This window comes from Mucilaginibacter sp. A3364, assembly GCF_059690715.1.
In genome coordinates, this window is sequence record NZ_JCAWED010000001.1 from 2,664,516 (window position 1) to 2,683,883 (window position 19,368).

The following is a 19,368-nucleotide window of genomic DNA, read 5'->3' on the forward strand; positions in this document are numbered from 1 at the left end:
TTAACTTTATATGAAGAATTTTTACCTTATTGCCTTATTAGTAATACTATCATCAAAACTGTTTGGGCAGGCCAAGCCCCTACCCCCGCCCCTGCCTTTCAGGGAGGTAAGTGGTATTGTTAAAGATGACAGCGGCCAGGGCGCTATAGGTGCTGTAGTTACCTTAAAATCTACTAAAGACACCATGCGGGTAGCCACTAATGATGATGGCATATTTGTATTTAAAAACGTTAAAATGGCAACATTTAACGTTACTGTTGATCTTGTTGGCTCTGAAACCTTCGTTAAAAAATATTTAAATAGCGATGTAGCCAAACGTATAGTTTTAGATCCCATTGCGTTGAAACCTAAAGCAAACGAGCTTAACCAGGTTACCATTAACGGCGCCCCGTCAATAACCTATAAAGTTGATACTGTTGAATATCGCGCCAGCGACTACAAAGTGCGCGAAAACTCCACCGTTGACGAGCTTTTGAAAAAGATGGAAGGCATGGAGGTGGGCACTGACGGCTCATTGGTGCACCAGGGCGAAAACGTGGTTAGGGCCAAGCTAAACGGTAAAGAATTTTCGGGCGGCAGCGTGGCACAGGCTATTAAAAACCTACCGGCTGATATCGTGGAAAAAATACAGATAGTTGATGACTATGGCGACCAGGCCGCACGTACAGGTATTAAAGACGGTATCCCTCAAAAAATATTAAATATTACTACCAAACCTAACAGATCTGTAGGTATCATATCGCGTAACAATGTGCAGGTGGGTAATCATGATCGTTATAATGTTGACGTATCTGCCCAGCGTATTAACGCCAACCAGGTGATAAACGTAATTGGTAAGATCAATAAATCGGTATTAGGTGTTGGTGGCGGTAATCCGGGTGTTACCCAATCAGGCGATCCTACCGTAAGCTATAGCGACCAGTGGAGCAAAGGGGTTGAAGTAAATAGCAGTGCTAAATATAACTTCAGCAACAATAACTATATAAGCGCACAGGACGGCTTTAATAACAGCAACCTGGGTAAGAGTACTTTTACGCAAGATGGTAGCGGTAGCAGCAGCAATCGTGGTTTTAACGGCAACTTTGAAATAAAGATGAAGGACGACAGCTCGAAAAACTTTGTGCAGTTGAATACATCTTTCAATAAAAACAACTCAAAGGACGAGAACGAAAATACCCGCGACCAGTATGATGACTTTAAGGACCTGAATAACCCCGGCCAGCGAAGGTTACAACATCGCATACGCACGGGCACTAACTATGGTTCAAACGACAACAATAGCTACGGCATAAGCGCTTTATATCAACACTTATTTAAAAAGCCTAAAAGGAATATCTCGTTTAACTTCGGCTTATACAAAAACGAATCACAGTCAGATGGCGGTTCAAACCAATCATTTAGATATTTTGCCGATAGTACATTAAATATCCCTATACCGTCAAGAGACTCTACGGCAAATGTATTAACACGCCGGTCAAACAATGGCAGTTCTTACTCGGGAACGGTTACTTACGTGGAGCCTTTGGGTTTATACTCATTGTTGGATTTCCGTGCCGAAATGTCAAGAAACAACAACCGCGCCGAGGCTCACCAGGATAGTATTTCGGTAGATCCCTTAACCGGCGCCAGCAGCACTTATGAAATATTAAACAGAAGAAATATTTATAACTACCAGGTTGATCAGTCAAGGTACACCATAAGCTATCGCTATACCGGCCTTAAAGTAAACTTCTCTTTAGGTGCTACTGCTATACCTTATACCTTAACCGGCGAAAAACTGGATATAGCCACCGGAAGATTTGAGTCATCATCACGTTCTACGTTCCGTATCATACCTGCATTCAGGTTTGCTTACCAATGGTCGCGTACACAGCGTTTCCAGATCACTTATTCGGGTAATAATATACAGCCACAGTTTCAACAGATACAGCCGTTTACCGATGTTTCCAATCCGTTTAACATCGTAGTGGGTAACCCTGACCTGAAGCCGGCTTTCAGCCACTCTTTAAACGCCAACTACAACAATTATATCGCCAACTCAAAACTGAATTTCTCTTTTGGCAGCTGGTATAATAAAACAGACGACCGTATAACTACCAACCGCGAAATTACTCAGGACGCGGCAGGCAGAAACGTTAGTATACAACGCTACATCAACTTAAGTGGTTCACACTCGGCCGGTGGTAATTACAATATATCAAAACAGCTGGACGACCGTCGCTATAACCTGGCGTTAAATGGTACCATACAATACGGCTATACTACTGCTAAAGATCAGAACATTGAATATCATTCAACATCATGGAGAATCAACGAGCGTTTTGGACCGAGAATTAGCCCTAACGAGAATATCGAGGTAAACCCTTATGTATCCTATGATCTGCAGCGTAACTTCAGTACCGCAAACAGGGGTACTTCAACCCGTTACAAACGTACATCGTTGGCCATTGATGGCAGATTTTGGTTCTGGAAAACATTCCAGTTTAACTACCACGCGTCGAAAAACTTTGTTGATGGTGTGCAAAACATAGGCGACGGGCCAAAGGCTATTCCTAACACGGCTAACCCGTTTATTATAAACATGGGCCTGCAAAAGGAGTTTTTACCTAAAAAGAACCTGGTATTTACCTTTAACGTGTATGACCTTTTACACCAAAACAGCTTTATCAGGCAGGATGTTGACGACAATACGGGTAGTATAACCAATACCCTGTCAAGCACCTTAAGCCGCTACTTTATGTTTGGTGCACGCCTTTACCTGCAAAAATGGAGCGGAAGGCCACAACGTAACGGCAAAAATATGCAACGCAGAGGAGACGGTAGTTTTATCTACTAGGATATCTCCTAACTATACAAAAAAAGGCGCGCCGCACGGTGCGCCTTTTTTGTTTAACTAACATTACCAACATGTCATCTCGACCAATGGGAGAGATCTATACACACCCCAAGCTCCCAGATCAGCGCGTGTATAGTTCTCTCACTATAGTTCGAGATGACTGAGTTTTAGAAAAAAAACGTTTTCTAAAACTCAGTCGGGCTGCGCCGCGGGGTGCGCCACTTTAACAAAGCGTAAAGTTTTCAAAAAGTTAACTTATTGATAATTAGAATTTTATATTTTTTTGAGGGTGCGCCGCATTGCGCCGCTTTTTTAAACAAATATTTGGACATCAAACACTTATAAAAAATCAGTGCGCCACCTGCGCCACTTTAAAAGTGGCGCACCCCCACCACCAAAAATAGTGGCTTTACCATTGCTTGAAGAACTTTTAAAAGCGTGCGCACCCACATTGCCAGCTCGTGGTTTCCGGCATAGCCCCCACCCTAACCTCGCGTAAAGGCCGAGTAGCCATTAAAACAAAAAGGCTTGCCAATTGGCAAGCCTTTTTAATCTGGGTAATTATCCTTTACAAATCAACCTTATAAGTATAAACCTGTCGGCCCAGTTCGCCTTCGGCATTTATGCCTTCTACAATTACTTTGTAGCTTCCCGGGCCATCTGCGTTAAAAAATTTAAGCAAGGCCTGGCCGGTGATGTCTGTTTTTACATTCGGGTTCCAGTATACGGTTGTACGCATATCAGGCAACTTATCAGCTACCGAAGGAGCTTCGTATTTAGGATTGTAAAATACGCGGGTTGAATTAAAGCCTTTTGGCGCAATGTTAGCAATGCTTGGCTCGAACGAACGACGCAGGAAGTCTTTCTTGGTTAGGATGAATATAGCAGGTCCGCCAATAAAATCAACCATGGCGCGGTTTGTTCTAACCACCTCAATACGGGCAACGTCAAGCGGCTGTACGGCGCCTTCCAATATGTCTGATATTTCGTCAGCTTCGGTTACCCTCCTACCGTTTAATATCAATCCCATGGCACCACCACGTTGGTCGGTTATGGTAGTATAACCTTGATTTGTTTCAAAACGGATACCCTGCAATCTGCCACGCAAACACATGGTTAAGGTTAAACAAACATCCGCATCAGTACCTAAAATAATCGACTGATCTGACGAACCCGGGTTAACCTTAAACATACCCTGGGTTGCTATATCGCTATTGCTTTTACGTTTGGCGTTTATACGCACCTCGCGCAGGCGCTGCACTTTATCCAGCTGACCGGTGCGCTCGTACATCTCGTCCTGTTTTTTACCTTGCGCTATATAAGCTTTTAAGGCGCCGCTTAAGTCGGTAGTTACATCGGCATAGTTAGGGTTTTTACCTACGCGTATACGTGGTACGGTATCCATTACTATCTGCACCTTATCGCCTCCTTTGGGGGTACGGGCCTGTACGGTAAACTTAACGCTATCCTTCATAAATATATCATCAAACTTAAAGCGACCCTCGGCATCGGCAGTGGTCGATTTCATAAGGTTTGATTTTAGCGATACCAGGTTAACGGTAGCACCGGCTATAACGCCTTTCTTACCCAGGTTAATTACCTGTCCTGATATAACGGTATTTAAGCCTTTTTCGGCCTCAAATGCAGGTTTCGCAGCAGCAAGGGCCGGGTCGGTAATCGCTTTCCAGGTAAACCTTCTGTAGCCTTGTGTAAGCATCAGGTTGTCCAAAGCCTTATTGATCTCGTCGGCTTCATCGGTAGTTTTAGCCGGCGCGAAATAGTAACCGGGCTGTTCTACATAACCTTTCAGATCGGATGTCAGTAGCAGGTTTGAAAGGATACTGCTTTCCATACTTTCGTTTGAAGGCACTTTACTTTCGTCAATAACCGAAACCGAGAAATTGGCAAACGTTGGTTTGTTTTTGCTATCCTTAGCATTCAACAATAGCTGTACAGCTTCTTTACTTTTGTAAGATGCTTTGGTTGTTTTTAGCGATAGCTGCATCTGATCGTTTGACCTGATGAACGCGATACGCTCATTAAGCGGATCATTATTGCCGTTAAACAAGGTAAATTGTGCAATCCCGCTAGGGAAATCTTTCTTCTCCAACCATAACGATGTTGAAGCACGATCTATTTTAACCGGTGTAGCAATTATCGTTTCGCCGCTAACCTGCGCCATTAAACCAAGACTGGCAGCCGCCTGCACCATTTTAGGGCTGGCGTTTATACGCACCAGTATGCTATCCTTATTTGGCTGATAGATGCCCAGTACATAACCATCATCCTGCGGTTTTGGTAAGGCTATATTTTTTGTTGATCCATCGGCAAATGTTACTTTGGCGCTATAGGTTTTGCCAGCCTCGGGGCGAAGGTTGAATACGCCCATACCCGCGTGTAAAGTTTCAAATGATGATGCTTCCTTATTATCATTATCCAATATAGTACCTTTAATAGCTAAGCCTTTACCATCAACACCTACGGCTTTAAAACCTACCCTTGAAGTAACACCGGCAACCAGGTTTCCGCTTTCGGGGAAAAACTGTACATCGCTTTCGTTAAGGTTTGCTTTTATCGGGAAATCACGGCTAAGCCTGTAGTTATCGGTAGTCTCTAACGACGTGTGGATATACGCACCGCGCAGGTCAACTTTATCGCCATTATCAATAGTTACCAGCAGATTACCCAGCGCATCCGTTTTGGCCGATTTGGTGTAAACTACTTTACGGTTAATAAATATCTGGTAATCTACATCCTTATTAGCCAGCGGCGCGCCCATATCATTGGTATAGTTAAGCGTGGCTACCAATACCGATTTGCTGCCAGATGGTTTATACTGGTAAGTAGCTTTTGATATGATGTTATTACTCACTACCGAACCTACCAGGATGGTTTTATCAAAAAAGTAATCGGGCCCTGCGTTACGCATCCAACGGGTATAAGCGCGCAGGCGATAGCTACCCTCCTGCATATCGTCATCCAGCGTAAAATCGCCCATTACCATACCTGCTGTAACCGGTAGTTTTAGGGCACGTATCAGGGAGTCTTTTTCGTTGATCAGATCAACATACATAGCGCCGCTTAATGCCGAAAGCTGATGATGGCTGCCGATAGTTAAATAGCCTTTAAACCAAATGGTATCGCCTAAAGTATAATAAGGCTTATCGGTTTGCACATATATCTTTTCCTGCGGATTTTTTTCGGTCCACTGCTGCAGGGCGGTCACTATTTTATCAATAGGATCGTCGGCCTTGGGTATAAAAGCAGCGGTAGCCAACACAGCGCCACACAGGCCCAGCGTTAAGGTTAATTTTTGTTTAAATTTCATAAATTGGATTCAGGCTATTGGTTGAGTTTAGGGTTATTAAACTGCAAGTAAATTAGCACAAATTATCAGTTTAACCATCAAAAATGTACAAAAAGCTTACGCTCCCAGGTTTTTGACAAATGGCAGATGAATTGGTTTAATCGCGGCGGCAAAAAACAGGCACAAAAAAGCCCGGTACAATTGCACCGGGCTTTTTAAAAATTGATAGTTCTTATTTAAAATCCGGTACCGGGAAAATATAGCCCCCAAACAGGATGTACGACCATAACAACGTCCATAATATATTGAAAACCTGCGCGGTAACAAAGGTAAACGCCGGCTTACCGCCCTGCAGTTTAACCAGCGAAGCAAACTTAGCTTCCATACCTATACATACAAACGCCAGCGCGAACCATACGGTACGCAAACCGTTTAATGTTGGCCCCAGGGCTTTAGCTGTTGTAGGTGGTAATATAAACGAGAATACAAGCGACGCGGCTATAAAGCCTAATACAAACTTAGGGAAACGCTCCCAAACTATTTTAAGGCTAGGGCTTTCGGTTTTGGCCATGATGCTGCCTTCGCCGGCTTTCGGTTTTTTATAGGCCCACCAAATGGCGATAAAGAAGGCCGCTACGCCAATAAAAACATTTTGCGAGAACTTGGCTATCACCCCGGCTTTTACCGCGGCAGGGCCTATCAGATCGCCCGCGGCAGTTACCGTAGCCGTGGTATCTAAAGTACCGCCTAGCCAGGCACCGCCAACAACTTCGGGAATATTAAAATATTTAATGGCCCATGGCTGGATGATCATCATCGGGATGGCCAATACCAATACCAGCGTGGTAACGTATGATAACTTACGCTTGTCGCCATTAATGGCACCAGCCGCCACAATAGCTGCCGATACGCCGCAGATAGATACCGCCGATGCCAGGATAACCCCAAACTCATCATCAACCTTTAACTTACGGCTAACCCATAATGAAAAGAACCATACCGCCGATACCACAATTACCGCCTGCACAATACCCGGCAAACCGGCCTTGATCAGATCAGCAGAAACGATGGATGTGCCTAGTATAACCAAACCTGTTTTAATATAAAACTCCGAGCGTACGGCTTCTTTAAGCCAGCCCGGCAACTCGCCTATGTTACCTAATATAATGCCTATCAGCAACGCGAAAACCACATATTCTAAACCATAATACGATACCGTTTTATTACCGCCGATAATGAATGAAATGATAGCCAGCAGGTAAATAAACACAAAGCCGCCAACATACTTTTTAAGGCTGCCGCCCGATAGTGCTATAGCGATGCCCGCAATGGCAAGGTATATTAAACCGGTTTCGGCAATTAGTAACAGGTTTTTGGCTGATAGTATTTTACCAAAAAGATCTTCGGACGTTGCCCATTTGTAAGATGGAAGGGTTAACACCTCTGTGCCGTTTTTAGTTATAATTAAAACGGCTGCAATAATAATACTGCCTAATATCAGCGCCCACCAATCTTCGGTTAGCGATTGCAGGAAGGTTTTCTTATCGGGTGTTATGCCGGCATCAGTAAGCGCGGCCGAGTTGTTGGTATTTTGGTTAGACATGGTTGTATTGGTATTGATTTATTGGTTGAGCGGCTTAACCGCAATGCCAAATATATCTTTTAAAACGTTACGGGCAGCATGATAACCGCACATTCCGTGCACCCCACCACCCGGCGGTGTTGACGACGAGCAGATATACAGGCCCTTAGCCGATGTTTTGTAGGGTGATAAACACAAGGCTGGCCGGGTGAACAATTGCCCGATATCCAACACTCCCCCGTTAATATCACCACCAATGTAGTTGGGGTTATACTCCTCAACCTGCGCGGTGTTCATGGTGTGTTTAGCCAGTATAATATCTTTAAAACCGGGGGCAAAACGCTCTACCTGGTTTTCAATAGCGGCGGTCATATCTTTAGTAGAGCCATTCGGTACATGGCAATAGGCCCATGCGGTATGTTTGCCTTGCGGTGAACGGGTATTATCGAACAAACTCTGCTGGGCTAATAAGGTAAAAGGCTTTTGTTGAGGATAACCCTCGCTGGCCATAAATTCGCTGTCGCGGATCTCTTCAAAAGTATTACCCAGGTGGATGGTACCCGCCTGCCGGCATTCATCAGCCGTAAATGGAATTGGTCCATCAAGCGCCCAATCTATTTTAAAAACGCCCATGCCGTAACGGTAACGCTCCAGTTGCCATTTGTAGATGGACGAGAACTGATGCCCGGCTATTTGCAGTAATTGCTTCGGCGTAACATCAAACAAAACCGCGCGCGATGAAGGCAGTTGATCCATCGAAGATATGTAAGTGCCGGTTTCTATGTGCCCGCCTACTGAGCGGAAATATCCCGCCAAAGCATCAGCAATACTCTGCGAGCCGCCTTTGGGTATGGGCCAGCCCTGCATATGCCCGGTTGCAAGCAGCACCAGGGCTATGGCCGCCGTACTGTAGTTAGTTAGTGGCTGAATAGCATGAGCAGCCATCCCGCCAAAAAGTCCCCTCGCCTGCTTTGTCTTGAAGTTATTGGCAAAGGCATCGGCACTATTCAATGCCTTCAAACCGAAACCCGCTAATACCAAAGGATGTTTTGGGAAACGCAATGGCCCTAAAACGTCGCTGTCAATAAGCGGCCATGCTTCGGTTACTGATTGCATGACGCGCGTATAAACCGCAGCATCGGCACCCAGGTATTGGGCTGTTTTTTCTATTGATTTATCGAGAATAGCGACAGTGCCATCATCAAACGGATGCGCCGCTGCCAGCGTTGGGAACAGGTATTCAAGCCCATGATCTGCCAACGGCAAGGTCCTGAAAAAAGGCGATGCCACAGCCAGCGGATGAATAGCCGAACACACATCATGCACAAAACCCGGCAAAGTTAATTCCGCCGAACGCAGTCCACCCCCAATCTCCTTCTTGCCCTCAATAACCAAAACCGACAGACCATGCTGTTGTAATAGGATACCAGCTGCAAGTCCGTTTGGACCAGAGCCTACTATAACTGCATCATAATCGCGTTTTGGGTGCATACCCTGCTAAATTCGATAATATTTGTGGGAAGGAAAAGAAATTTAATGCTGCTTAAATATATAGTGCAGCACCTTGCCGTACAATTCATCGGGCAGGAAAGGTTTAACCACGATATCGTTGATACCGGCGGCACGGGTTTCGGCAATTACCTCGTTGGGCAGGTTAGCGGTCAGGGCTATAATTGGGATCCTGACGCCCATAATGCGCATCTTGCGGCTGGCTTCATAACCGTCCATTACCGGCATGTGCAGGTCCATTAATACCAGTTTATGTTTATTGATGTCTATCTTCTCCAGGGCTTCTAAACCATTCGCGGCCACATCTATCCGCGCACCCCAACGTTTAAGGAAGGTTTGTGCAACCATTACGTTTAGCTGGTTATCTTCAACCAATAAAATATCAATGCCGGTGAATGGTTTGTCCTCTTTAACCACATCATCGCCGGGTTTGGCCGGTTCAATCAGCTTACTACTTTTATCGAAGGTTTTAATAAAGTAAAAGGTTGAGCCTTTACCCACTTCACTGATAAGCTGCAGGTCCGAATTCTGCAGCTCCAAAATACGTTTACTGATGGCCAGCCCCAAACCCGTGCCGCCAAAACCACGGGATGTCGACGAATCGGCCTGGGTAAAGCGCTCGAATATGATAGCCTGCTTTTCTTTGGAAATACCTATACCGGTGTCCTTCACCTGGATGCTCAGGGTAAGCGTGTCACCTGTTTGGCCTTTAATGCTGATGCTTACTTCTACGTAACCGGCCGGGGTAAATTTAATGGCATTATGCACCAGGTTGGTTATTACCTGCGACATCCGGATCGGGTCGCCTATTACTTTGTTATGGATAGCCTCATCGGTGTGCAGGCGCAGCTCGATCCCCTTATCCTGCGCCGAACTTTGCAGGCTGTTCACCACATTGCGGGCAATAGCGGCAATGTCCATTTCGATATGTTCGAAGGTAATTTTGCCGGCTTCTATTTTGTTATAGTCCAATATATCATTTACGATACCCAACAGGTTATTGGCCGAAAATATCATCGCATCCAACTGCTCCTGCTGATCAGGCCGGGGATCATTTTTGAGGAGGAGATGGCTCATCCCTATCACCGAGTTCAGCGGCGTGCGTATCTCATGGCTCATGGTACTCAAAAATTCACTTTTGGCTATAAAACCTTGCTCGGCCTGCTGGCGGGCACTTTTAAGGACGAACGACACCCTATGCGACAATACCAGCGACTGCAGAAAAAAGAAACTCACATACCCCACAAAGCTCAGCACCTGCAGCTGCGGTATAAAGCCCCAATAATGAAACAGCGATATGGCAAACACAAACATCAGCGACAGCGAACTGGCCAAGGCGTAAACCGAGCCCGGCCGCTTGCGCCTATAGGCCAGCATATATACATACGGGATATGCACAATACAAAAGGCCATCACCACCAGGAAGGGGTTGATCAACTTGGTAAAATAAATAGGCGGCAACACCAGCGATGCCACAGCGAACATAAAGCTGGCCCCGCTAATGATATAGATGATAGGCCTGTTAATATCCGATGGATACAAATACCTGCTATACAACCCAAACAACCCTATCCCCGTAAACAGCGATATATACTCCAGCCGCACGGTAATATACCAATTCATGTTTGGCAACAGCGTGTGCAGCATATAATTGTCAATACCAATAACGCGGTAACTGTACACCATAGCATATAGCGAGAACAGCAAAATAGCTTTATCACGATTACCAAACAGGTACAGGCCGAAGAAGAACAGTCCGCCCATAAACAGGCAGCCCGTCAGCAGCAGGTCTATGGCTTCATCGCGCTGGCGGTCGAGTTCGACCATGGCACGTTCGCCGAGGATGAGGGACTTTTTGATGCCGCCTTTGCTGTGCACAAAATTGGCTATGTGAAGGACGATTTTCAGCGTGTCGGTACCGGGGGCGATGTCGAGGGCGCGGTATTGCCAATAGGGTACAAAACCTTTTACCGAAGTGCTGATGGTACCGTTTTGAGCTACCAGCTTGCCGTTAACGTACAGGTTATAGGCACTGTAAACATCGGGCATAGAGAGGCGCAGCTGCTTTTGATCTTTAGGCAATAACACCGTAAGGCGGTAACTGGCATAGCCGAACGATGGCCTGCTGATACCGTCGGCCGAACCATCGCTCCATAGCCTTGGGAACGTCACAAGCGTGCCGCGGTGGGCGGGCGTTTGCGCGGGATTGATAAACTGCTGCCAGTAAAATTGCCACTGGCCATCAAGCTCCACCTTTTGGGCAAAGGCGTTATGGCGCAGGTCCATGATACCATTGTGGGCCATGGGCAGTGTCGACCGGTAAGGCGTGCCCGCCAGGCCTGCTTCGCCAAAAAGCAACAGCAAAGCCAGCGCATACCAACACTTTTTAAGTGCATACGTACAATACCTTAGGGCAGTTTGTAACATGGGTCTTGATAACAATAATTGCAGTGATTGCTACTTTTCAAATATAAGGTAATTGATTACAACTGGAAGGTTTAAATTGAAAACCAAACACACATTTCCGCGCGGCGAAAACAGGGCGCAGTGTAGCGCTGTATGCGTAGCACGCTACACTGCTACACCCGGTGTAGCATGCTACAGCACTGGCTGTCAGGCATATGAATTTTTTGGTGACACGATTTATGTTATACGTTGGACGTTTTACGTTATACGCTTTTTGTGTTATAGATTTTGCGTGTACGATTTATGTGATATGTACAAATAGCGATCGCCCTTTGCAATAATAAGCCGCAAAGTGATTATCGACGCCATCCTCATCAAAACCTCAAACGTACAACGTAAAACGTACAACGTCCCACGTATAACGTTCTACGCCGTCGCCACCAACCTGTTCACGCTGCGGTAAACGTAGTTATTGTAGATATGCCTGCGCGCAAAACGGCCCGGCGAATCGGCATTGATCATTTTTATATAAATGGCCTTGGGTACGTCAAAGTACTCGTAGGTGTTGCCATCCAGGAAATCAATTTTCAGCACCTGCGATTTGTACTCAAAATCAGCGATATTTGAAGTGGTGGTGGTAATGGTGTATTCGGCAAACGAGGCGGCGCGCGTTTCGGGCGCTATGCTTACCAGGAAATGGTAGGCCTCAATAATGGTTTTACTTTTTTCTTCGGCTTCCAGCTTGCTTTCTTCGCTATCCTGGAACCTGTCGGGGTGCCAGGTTTTCATCAGGCTGCGGTAAACCGACCTTAGTTCTGTTAATTCGGCGGCTTCGCCTACGTTCAATAGCTTCCTGTACTCGACAATTTTTTTCATATCCTTCTTCTTATCTCTTTTTGTATTGCCGGTTCGGTTTTAGCAATTTGCCGCGAAGGTACGGTTTTAAAATGTATTACGTGAGGGGTTTACGGATTTAGCAACGCAGGGCCCCTTTCAGGAGACCCTGCTGATACGAAATATAAACAAATCACGTCATAGCGAACGAAGCGTAGCTATCCCCGAGCGCTTAGTCGCCAACATACTTATCCTTTCGGGGATTACGACGCTCGTTCCTCGCTCGTAATGACGTGTACTGAGGTAAGGGCCTACCTCACCAACATCCTCCCCCCTTCCGAGTGCGCGTTAAACTCGGGCGCGTACATGCTTTGTATGGTGCTTATGCCGGTTGAAAAATTGCCCGGTTGCGCCACACGCAGACTATACTCAAACACATAATTACCTTTATTAACCTGGCTGATGAAGAAATTGGTAGCCACATCTTTAGTCACCTGGTAATAGTACAGGCCATCCTGATATTTATAGGTCGATAACACGTCTACCGGCTCGGTGCCTGCCGGGCGCATGTCTTTAAGGTGGATATATTCCATATCGCGGCCCGCTTTTAAATACACTACCACTTTCAGCACATCGCCTACTTTGGGTACGTGCGCAGCATCAACCGCCTGAAGTATCTCGCCTGTATTACCTTGCTGCTTGATAAAATATTTGCGGTCAAGCGTAATATCGGTGGTCGACGGGCTTATCTTATCCAGGTTCTCCAGGTACTGCCAGTGCAGCGCACCCCAGCTTATGGTTTTGCCGTTATTAGCTATGCTCACCTTGCCCAGTGCCGGTTTTACCTGTTCATCAACCCAGGTGGTTTTAATATAGCCCGTGCCGGCATCAGCTTTGGTATCGGGTTTAAGGGTTTGCAGGTTGGTGTTGTTAAGGGTGATGGTTGATGTACCTTCGGTAGTCAATATATTATCGCCCCGCAGCAATAAAGCATACACTGCCGCTGCTGTGGCTTTAGTGGTTTTCCAGTTATTGGCTTGCTTGTTGCGCAGCAGCCATATCTTCATTTCTTCCACCTCTTTTTCGTTACCCGGTATGAGGGTAAACAGTTCTATCATCAGGCTTTGCGTTTCAATCGGTGCTTCGTACCAATACCAGCCGCCGCGGTTATTGGCCCAGTACATGCCCATATCGGCATTTTGCTGCGCTGTTTCTTTTAACGATTTGATGATCGCCCGCGCCACATCGCCCCTGCCGTTGCGCTGCATGGTTAAGGCTATCAGGCCCTGCTCATAAATGCTATGTCCTACCCATTCTTTCGCCGCCAAATTTAAGTAGGCGGTCAGCAGGTTTTTAACTTCGGTGTTTGCCGGTTTATCAAAATAGCTGCGGGCATACCAGGCATGTATATCCATATTGTATACAGTTTTGGCAACAGGTCTTTTATTGCGTATGCGCAAGCGTTCTTCTTCCAGCAATTCATTATCCAGGTAAGCAATGGCTTTATTGGCAATAGCTTTTAATTTAGCGTTTTTAGCATCGGCTACGCCTAAAGTATATAGCTGCCCCATGCCTGCAATAATATGCTGGGTAATATATCGGTCACCACGATCGCCCGCGAACCATGGGAAACCACCGTCGGGCAACTGGCGCTGCGTTAGCTTATCCAGGTTTTGGTCAAGCTCATAATTCATTTTATTCAGGTCGAACAGCAAAGCAATACGCTGTTTCTGTTCGCTTTCGGTGGCCGCGTCGCGCAGCCATGGCGTTTCTTCTAACAGTACTGCCTTCAGCTCCTGGTTCTTCTCCAGGTTTGATAGCAGTTGCGTGCTGTTAACAGCTTTCCATCTTTCAAAAACCGATTGAATAACCGGCATTTTATTCACCAAATTAACACCCAAACTATTGGCATAATATCGGCTAAATATCTGCTCCGAGCACTCGTACGGAAATTCCATCATATAAGGCAAAGCCTGCACCGCATACCAGGCCGGGTTTTGGGTGTATTCCAGCGTGAGCGTTTTATTTTTAAGGGTGCTGCTTTTTTGGTTCACCAGTTTATCAAACGTAAAAGCTTTTTGCTGGCCCGCGCGTACCATCATCGGCATGCTTTCTGTTACCAGCATACGGTTAGGTAGCACCGGCAGGGTATTTTCTTCGCCATCGCTAAACTTACCCGCGTCGGCAGTCAAGCGGTAGGTTACGGCATCCAATCCCGCAGGTATCACCATTTTAAAACTAACCGCTTTTGTTGTTGCTGTCGCGATGTCGAAATCCTGCTGTGCATCGGCTTGCTTTATTAGCAGCTTTACAGGCTGCATAGTTAGCGCGTTAAACAATTGCAACTCTACTTTACCTTTCAGTTTATCGGCACTTAAATTAGCCAGCCTTGCCGAAACGGTGATGGTATCGCCTTCGCGTAAAAAACGTGGGGTGTTGGCGGTTATGCTTAATTGTTTTTGGGTGATCACTTCCTGCTCAATATAACCCGCGGTCAGGTCCTTCGCGTAAGCTAATCCTCTAAACTGCCATTTGGTTAAGGCTTCGGGGATCGTAAAATCTATCAGCACTTCGCCCTTGGCATTGGTATGCAGCTGCGGGTAGAAGAAAGCTGTTTCGGCGAAGTTTTTTCTGATCTTAATGGCAGGCGTCAGGTTTAACATCTTAGTGGGTTCTCCATCCCTTATACCCGTACGCATGGCCTGGTTGCCATAGTCATCCACTACCTGCATACCGGGTATTTTTTTTAGGATTTCCATATCGCTTATTGCTATAGCATTTGCTGCCGGGAATGCCTTGCCATTCACCCTAACCTTGTAAGGTGAGGCACGATAGGCTACCGTATCTTCCGACACCACCTTCATATCGCTGTTACCCACCGGTTCATCAATCCTGATCTCGGCAGTAGGGTCGCCTTTCTGCGATTTTACACCGGGGTCTGCCACCTGGAGTTTACGTTCTTTCATCACGATGTAGCCATTTACCGGATTTTTCACCTGTTTAGTTACTACATAACCAGGTCCCTTAAATATCAGCGTTGCATTATAAGGCACTTTTATTTTGTAGTAACCCATGGAGTTGCTCCTGGTACTTATCCCGGTATTTTTTATGCTGATATTGACATTCGCCAAGGGCCAATAGCCGCCTGGACTATTGGACACTACCTGGCCACCTACTACATATCCTTTCTTCACCAATGCAGCGTTTGTTATGAATTTAGCGGCTATTTTATCGTCATTTGTCTTTTGAGCCATGCGATCTTTGACATCTTGCAGGTAGCTTCTGTAGGCGTAACTATCGTCGCTAAACGTGTTATAATCAAACAGGTTAAGCTCTTCATAGTCGCGTTCAATAAAACCGCCTGTATCGGTAAAATCAGCCTCAAACCTGGTTTCGGCAACGTTTACAAAGTCATTCTGTATTCTCCACTCAAAATAATTGGGTATATAGCTTTCGGTTGCTGCCGGGGGCGATTGCCAGTCACGCGGCGCGGCCACCGCATCCAGCGATGCATCGTACAAACCGGCCAGCATTTCGGCCTCGGCAGCCGTGTTATCTGGTGCCGTTATTTGTAGCTTCCATTGCTCCTTCTCGCCCGGTTGTAATTTGTTTCTGAAGGTAAGGAAACGCACTTTAAGCGCCTTAGCGGTATCGGCAATCTTTAACCTGGTGTAATAATGGTATACCCGGTTATCATTCACCATTAAAAACTGCGCCGCGAAACTGTTTTTCACCGTAGCAGGCACCGTTACGCTTATATTTTGCTGCTTATCTCCCGCTATAGTCAACCACTCTGCCGATAGCAATTTATCGCCATCATATTTTTCTAACAGCACATGGCTAGGGTTACTTACGCCAACCCAAAAGTTTACCACATCGCCGGGTTTGGCAACTGTAGTATTGTTTACAGGTTTTACCCAATCAAATATATGGTCGGCCTTTGTTACCTCCATGTATTGCTTTACATACCAGGTTTGCGACAGGGTATCGCCTTTGGCATTTTGCGCCATCGCAATTATTTTGTAAACGCCGGTAGGCTGTTGCTTTAGTGCTGATAGATCAAGCTCACTCACCGTGCTATCGTTAAACGTAACAGTGGTAGTGCCCAGCAGTTGTTTAACAGACCAATTGACACGGTCGTCCTCCTTTTTAAATGCATAGCCGGGGAATAGCGTTTTAAACTCGTCACGGGGTATCATTACCTGGTCGGGCACATCCCACTTACGGCTCTTGCTTACCCTGTCGGGCTGGTTAAGCGCGTAAATTTTAACATCAAGCCTGCCACTTTGCTGTTGCCCGTTAAGGTTGGTTAGCTTTACGGGGATGATAGCTTTATCCTGCTTAAACAAAGTGTTTGGCACAAAAGCGTCAAGGCTTAAAACATTATCGCCCACATCTACTTTGGTATTGCCGCTTCGTGTTTCGCCGCTGCCATCGGTAACATCGGCACTTACCGTATAAGTAAATACATCCGGTGGGGTGCGGTCGCCATCGTCTGTAGCTTTAAACACGATCTCGAACTCGCCATTACTGTTTGTTTTAATGGTGTCTGATGCGATCTCGGCAGCTCTGCCAAGGTTACCGAAGTCGATAAGTACCCGGTTATCGCTATAAGGTTTAAGTGATGCCGTACGCCTTACAGCATAAGCCACCCTTGCGCCCGATATACCAAAACCCGAATAAGCGTTGACGTTTCCTTTTACATGTACCGAATCATTAAACCGGTAGGTTTCGGTAACCGGTTTAAAAGTTAACTGGAAGGTAGGGCGTTTATACTCTTCTACTCGTAAACTTATACCAATTGCACTAAAAGGCTCGTCAACCTCGATAATAATCACGCCATTATTAATTTGCTGTGGTAATGTGAAACTACCCGCTATGCTGCCAAAATCGTTTGTCTTTAGCTTAATGACGGTTAGGTCCTGCCCCTGTTCAGTACGAATTTTTACTGCTATGTCTTTTTGCGGAACGATGCTACTTTTGCCATTAAGCGTAGCAACATGAATACCTTTAAAATAAATGGTTTGCCCCGGGCGATAGATCTGCCTGTCAGTATAAAACCACGTGTTAACAGACATTGATGTGTTATTAATCCGCGGATAATATTGATCAATGTAGCGGTCGCGATCGTTAAACCGATCGTTACCCCGGCTAAGGCTTATGGCGGTGGTCGACTTAATTTTGGTTGAAATAAATTTACCCAAGGCGTTGGTCACGCCCTCGTCTACCACCGTTCTTACCCGTTTGCCAACGCTGTAGGTAGAGTTGGTTATTTTCACCTTAACACCGCTTAAGGGCTGCCCCGTATCGCGGTGCAAGGCCAGCAATTCCTTGCTCCCGTCGGGTAGCGTACGTATTACGTAAGAAAGCGCGGTTACGTTAAATTCCGCCAGGGTAGCATGCTCCTGGTCATAAGTTTTTGCATTCGCTATGATCAAAAAATACCTGCCGGGTTGCAGTGGGTTTATTTTAAACTCGGCGCTATGCTCGCGGTAATCGCCCACGTTGGGCAGTTGCAGCACATCTGTTTGCTGTGGTTTAAGGGTTTGTAATAGCTTCCACAGGTTTGGGCTTAAGCTTATTTCTTCATAATCCAATAGCTTATCCTTCGCCCGTAACTGTGTTATCTGCGCATCGGTTAAATGATAGACCGCAAGTTTGGCTTGTTGTATGTTGCGGTATTTAAGCAGGGCCAGCAGGGGTTTACCGGGTGCGTTAACATCCTCGATACTGGCGGCTATTGACGTTACTTCGGTTTCCTTAATAAACTTAGCCGCGTTGCGCCCGCCCACACTTTGGGGATAGGCCGTTGTAGCCTTTTCATAATAAGTGCGCGCGGTTTTCAAACTATCCTTACTCATGTAGTACTGCCCTATCATGAACCAGGCATCGGCGCTGATGGGTTTTGCCGCCGTTCTTTCCGCCAGTTGATTGAGGCCAGCAAGGTATAGCGCATCTTTGCCGCTAACCACAGCCTTATCATATAAAAATTTAAAACGCTGCATATCCAGGTCGGCCAAGGCTTCGGTATCGCCTTTTTGCAAATGGAAAGCGGTGGCCTGCTGCAGATATTTAATGCCACGGTACCAGGTCGAGGCGGTATCGGTAGTGTTTACCGTGAGTTTAGTAAAAGCTTCGGCACTGCCAAAAAAAGCAGGATTATTAAGGGTAAAGGGTTGCTTTGGGGTGATTAACGCTGGCTCATCCGCCAAGTAAAACTCCAACGCCCGCTGTACCAGCAGATCATACAAAGTTGGGCGCAGGTAGCGTTGGGTTTTATCGCCTTTTAGTACGCCGTTCAATATATCTATGGGGGTGTTTTGTTCCTGTGTCGCGTTGACTAATGATAGCTGATACAGGCGATTGCTTTCATTAATGATGGTGCGCAGGTCCCACTGGGTAAAATCATCGCCGGGCTTTGTTGTTTGCGTACGCTGGTTAAAACGATAGCGGTAATTCTGATAATAACGATAATACATATCGGCCAGCAGCGACTGCAAAACAGGTTTAACGGGATAGTCGGCCTTGCGGATATCGCTTTGCAATGAATCAATAATACCCACTAAAGCCTTCTCCTCCAGGTAGGATTGAAAGGTCATGCGGTAAATAACGGCACGCACCTGCATAGGTACGTTGTTTTGTTTACGGGCCAACTGGTCCAGTTTTCGCACCTCGGCCAGGGCAGATTTAGGCAGCCCCACATTGGCGAAAGAATCAATACGAAAGGCTAAACGATCATAATTTTGAGCATTGGCGTTATTGCAGAACAACAGCATCAAAACCGATAAGGCAATTTTAGGCAACAGGGTTAATTTAAGGCGCATAGGTGTATGTATAAGGTTATCCGCTTTGTTTTTTTAGATAGATGCACAGATCACTGATTTTCCATACATC

General features: G+C 46.1%; 7 protein-coding genes. 1 reads left to right on the forward strand and 6 read right to left on the reverse strand.

The window, feature by feature from the left end; all coding sequences use genetic code 11:
* Positions 1 to 10: 10 nt before the first annotated feature.
* Complete coding sequence (locus AC59JT_RS11925; RefSeq protein WP_497399050.1) at positions 11 to 2,836, forward strand: TonB-dependent receptor; 2,826 nt, start codon at positions 11 to 13, stop codon at positions 2,834 to 2,836.
* Positions 2,837 to 3,404: 568 nt separating this feature from the next.
* Here the strand turns inward: AC59JT_RS11925 and AC59JT_RS11930 are convergent.
* From AC59JT_RS11930 to AC59JT_RS11955, 6 genes are all read right to left on the reverse strand, one after another.
* Positions 3,405 to 6,164, reverse strand: coding sequence for a carboxypeptidase-like regulatory domain-containing protein (locus AC59JT_RS11930; RefSeq protein ID WP_497399052.1), 2,760 nt, complete (start codon positions 6,162 to 6,164; stop codon positions 3,405 to 3,407).
* Between the two features lie 211 nt (positions 6,165 to 6,375).
* Positions 6,376 to 7,746: a YeiH family protein gene (locus tag AC59JT_RS11935; protein ID WP_497399054.1), complete on the reverse strand. Its 1,371-nt coding sequence runs from the start codon at positions 7,744 to 7,746 to the stop codon at positions 6,376 to 6,378.
* Positions 7,747 to 7,764: 18 nt separating this feature from the next.
* Positions 7,765 to 9,216 carry a phytoene desaturase family protein gene (locus AC59JT_RS11940; RefSeq protein ID WP_497399056.1) on the reverse strand — a complete coding sequence of 484 codons (1,452 nt, stop codon included), beginning with the start codon at positions 9,214 to 9,216 and terminating at the stop codon, positions 7,765 to 7,767.
* A gap of 42 nt (positions 9,217 to 9,258) precedes the next feature.
* Complete coding sequence (locus tag AC59JT_RS11945; protein WP_497399058.1) at positions 9,259 to 11,661, reverse strand: ATP-binding protein; 2,403 nt, start codon at positions 11,659 to 11,661, stop codon at positions 9,259 to 9,261.
* A 405-nt stretch (positions 11,662 to 12,066) separates the two neighbouring features.
* The gene (locus AC59JT_RS11950; RefSeq protein ID WP_497399060.1) at positions 12,067 to 12,516 is read right to left on the reverse strand and encodes a KTSC domain-containing protein; all 450 of its coding nucleotides are present in this window, start codon (positions 12,514 to 12,516) and stop codon (positions 12,067 to 12,069) included.
* A gap of 269 nt (positions 12,517 to 12,785) precedes the next feature.
* Entirely contained in the window at positions 12,786 to 19,298 is a 6,513-nt protein-coding gene (locus tag AC59JT_RS11955) for an alpha-2-macroglobulin family protein (protein ID WP_497399062.1), read from the reverse strand.
* Positions 19,299 to 19,368 lie beyond the last annotated feature (70 nt).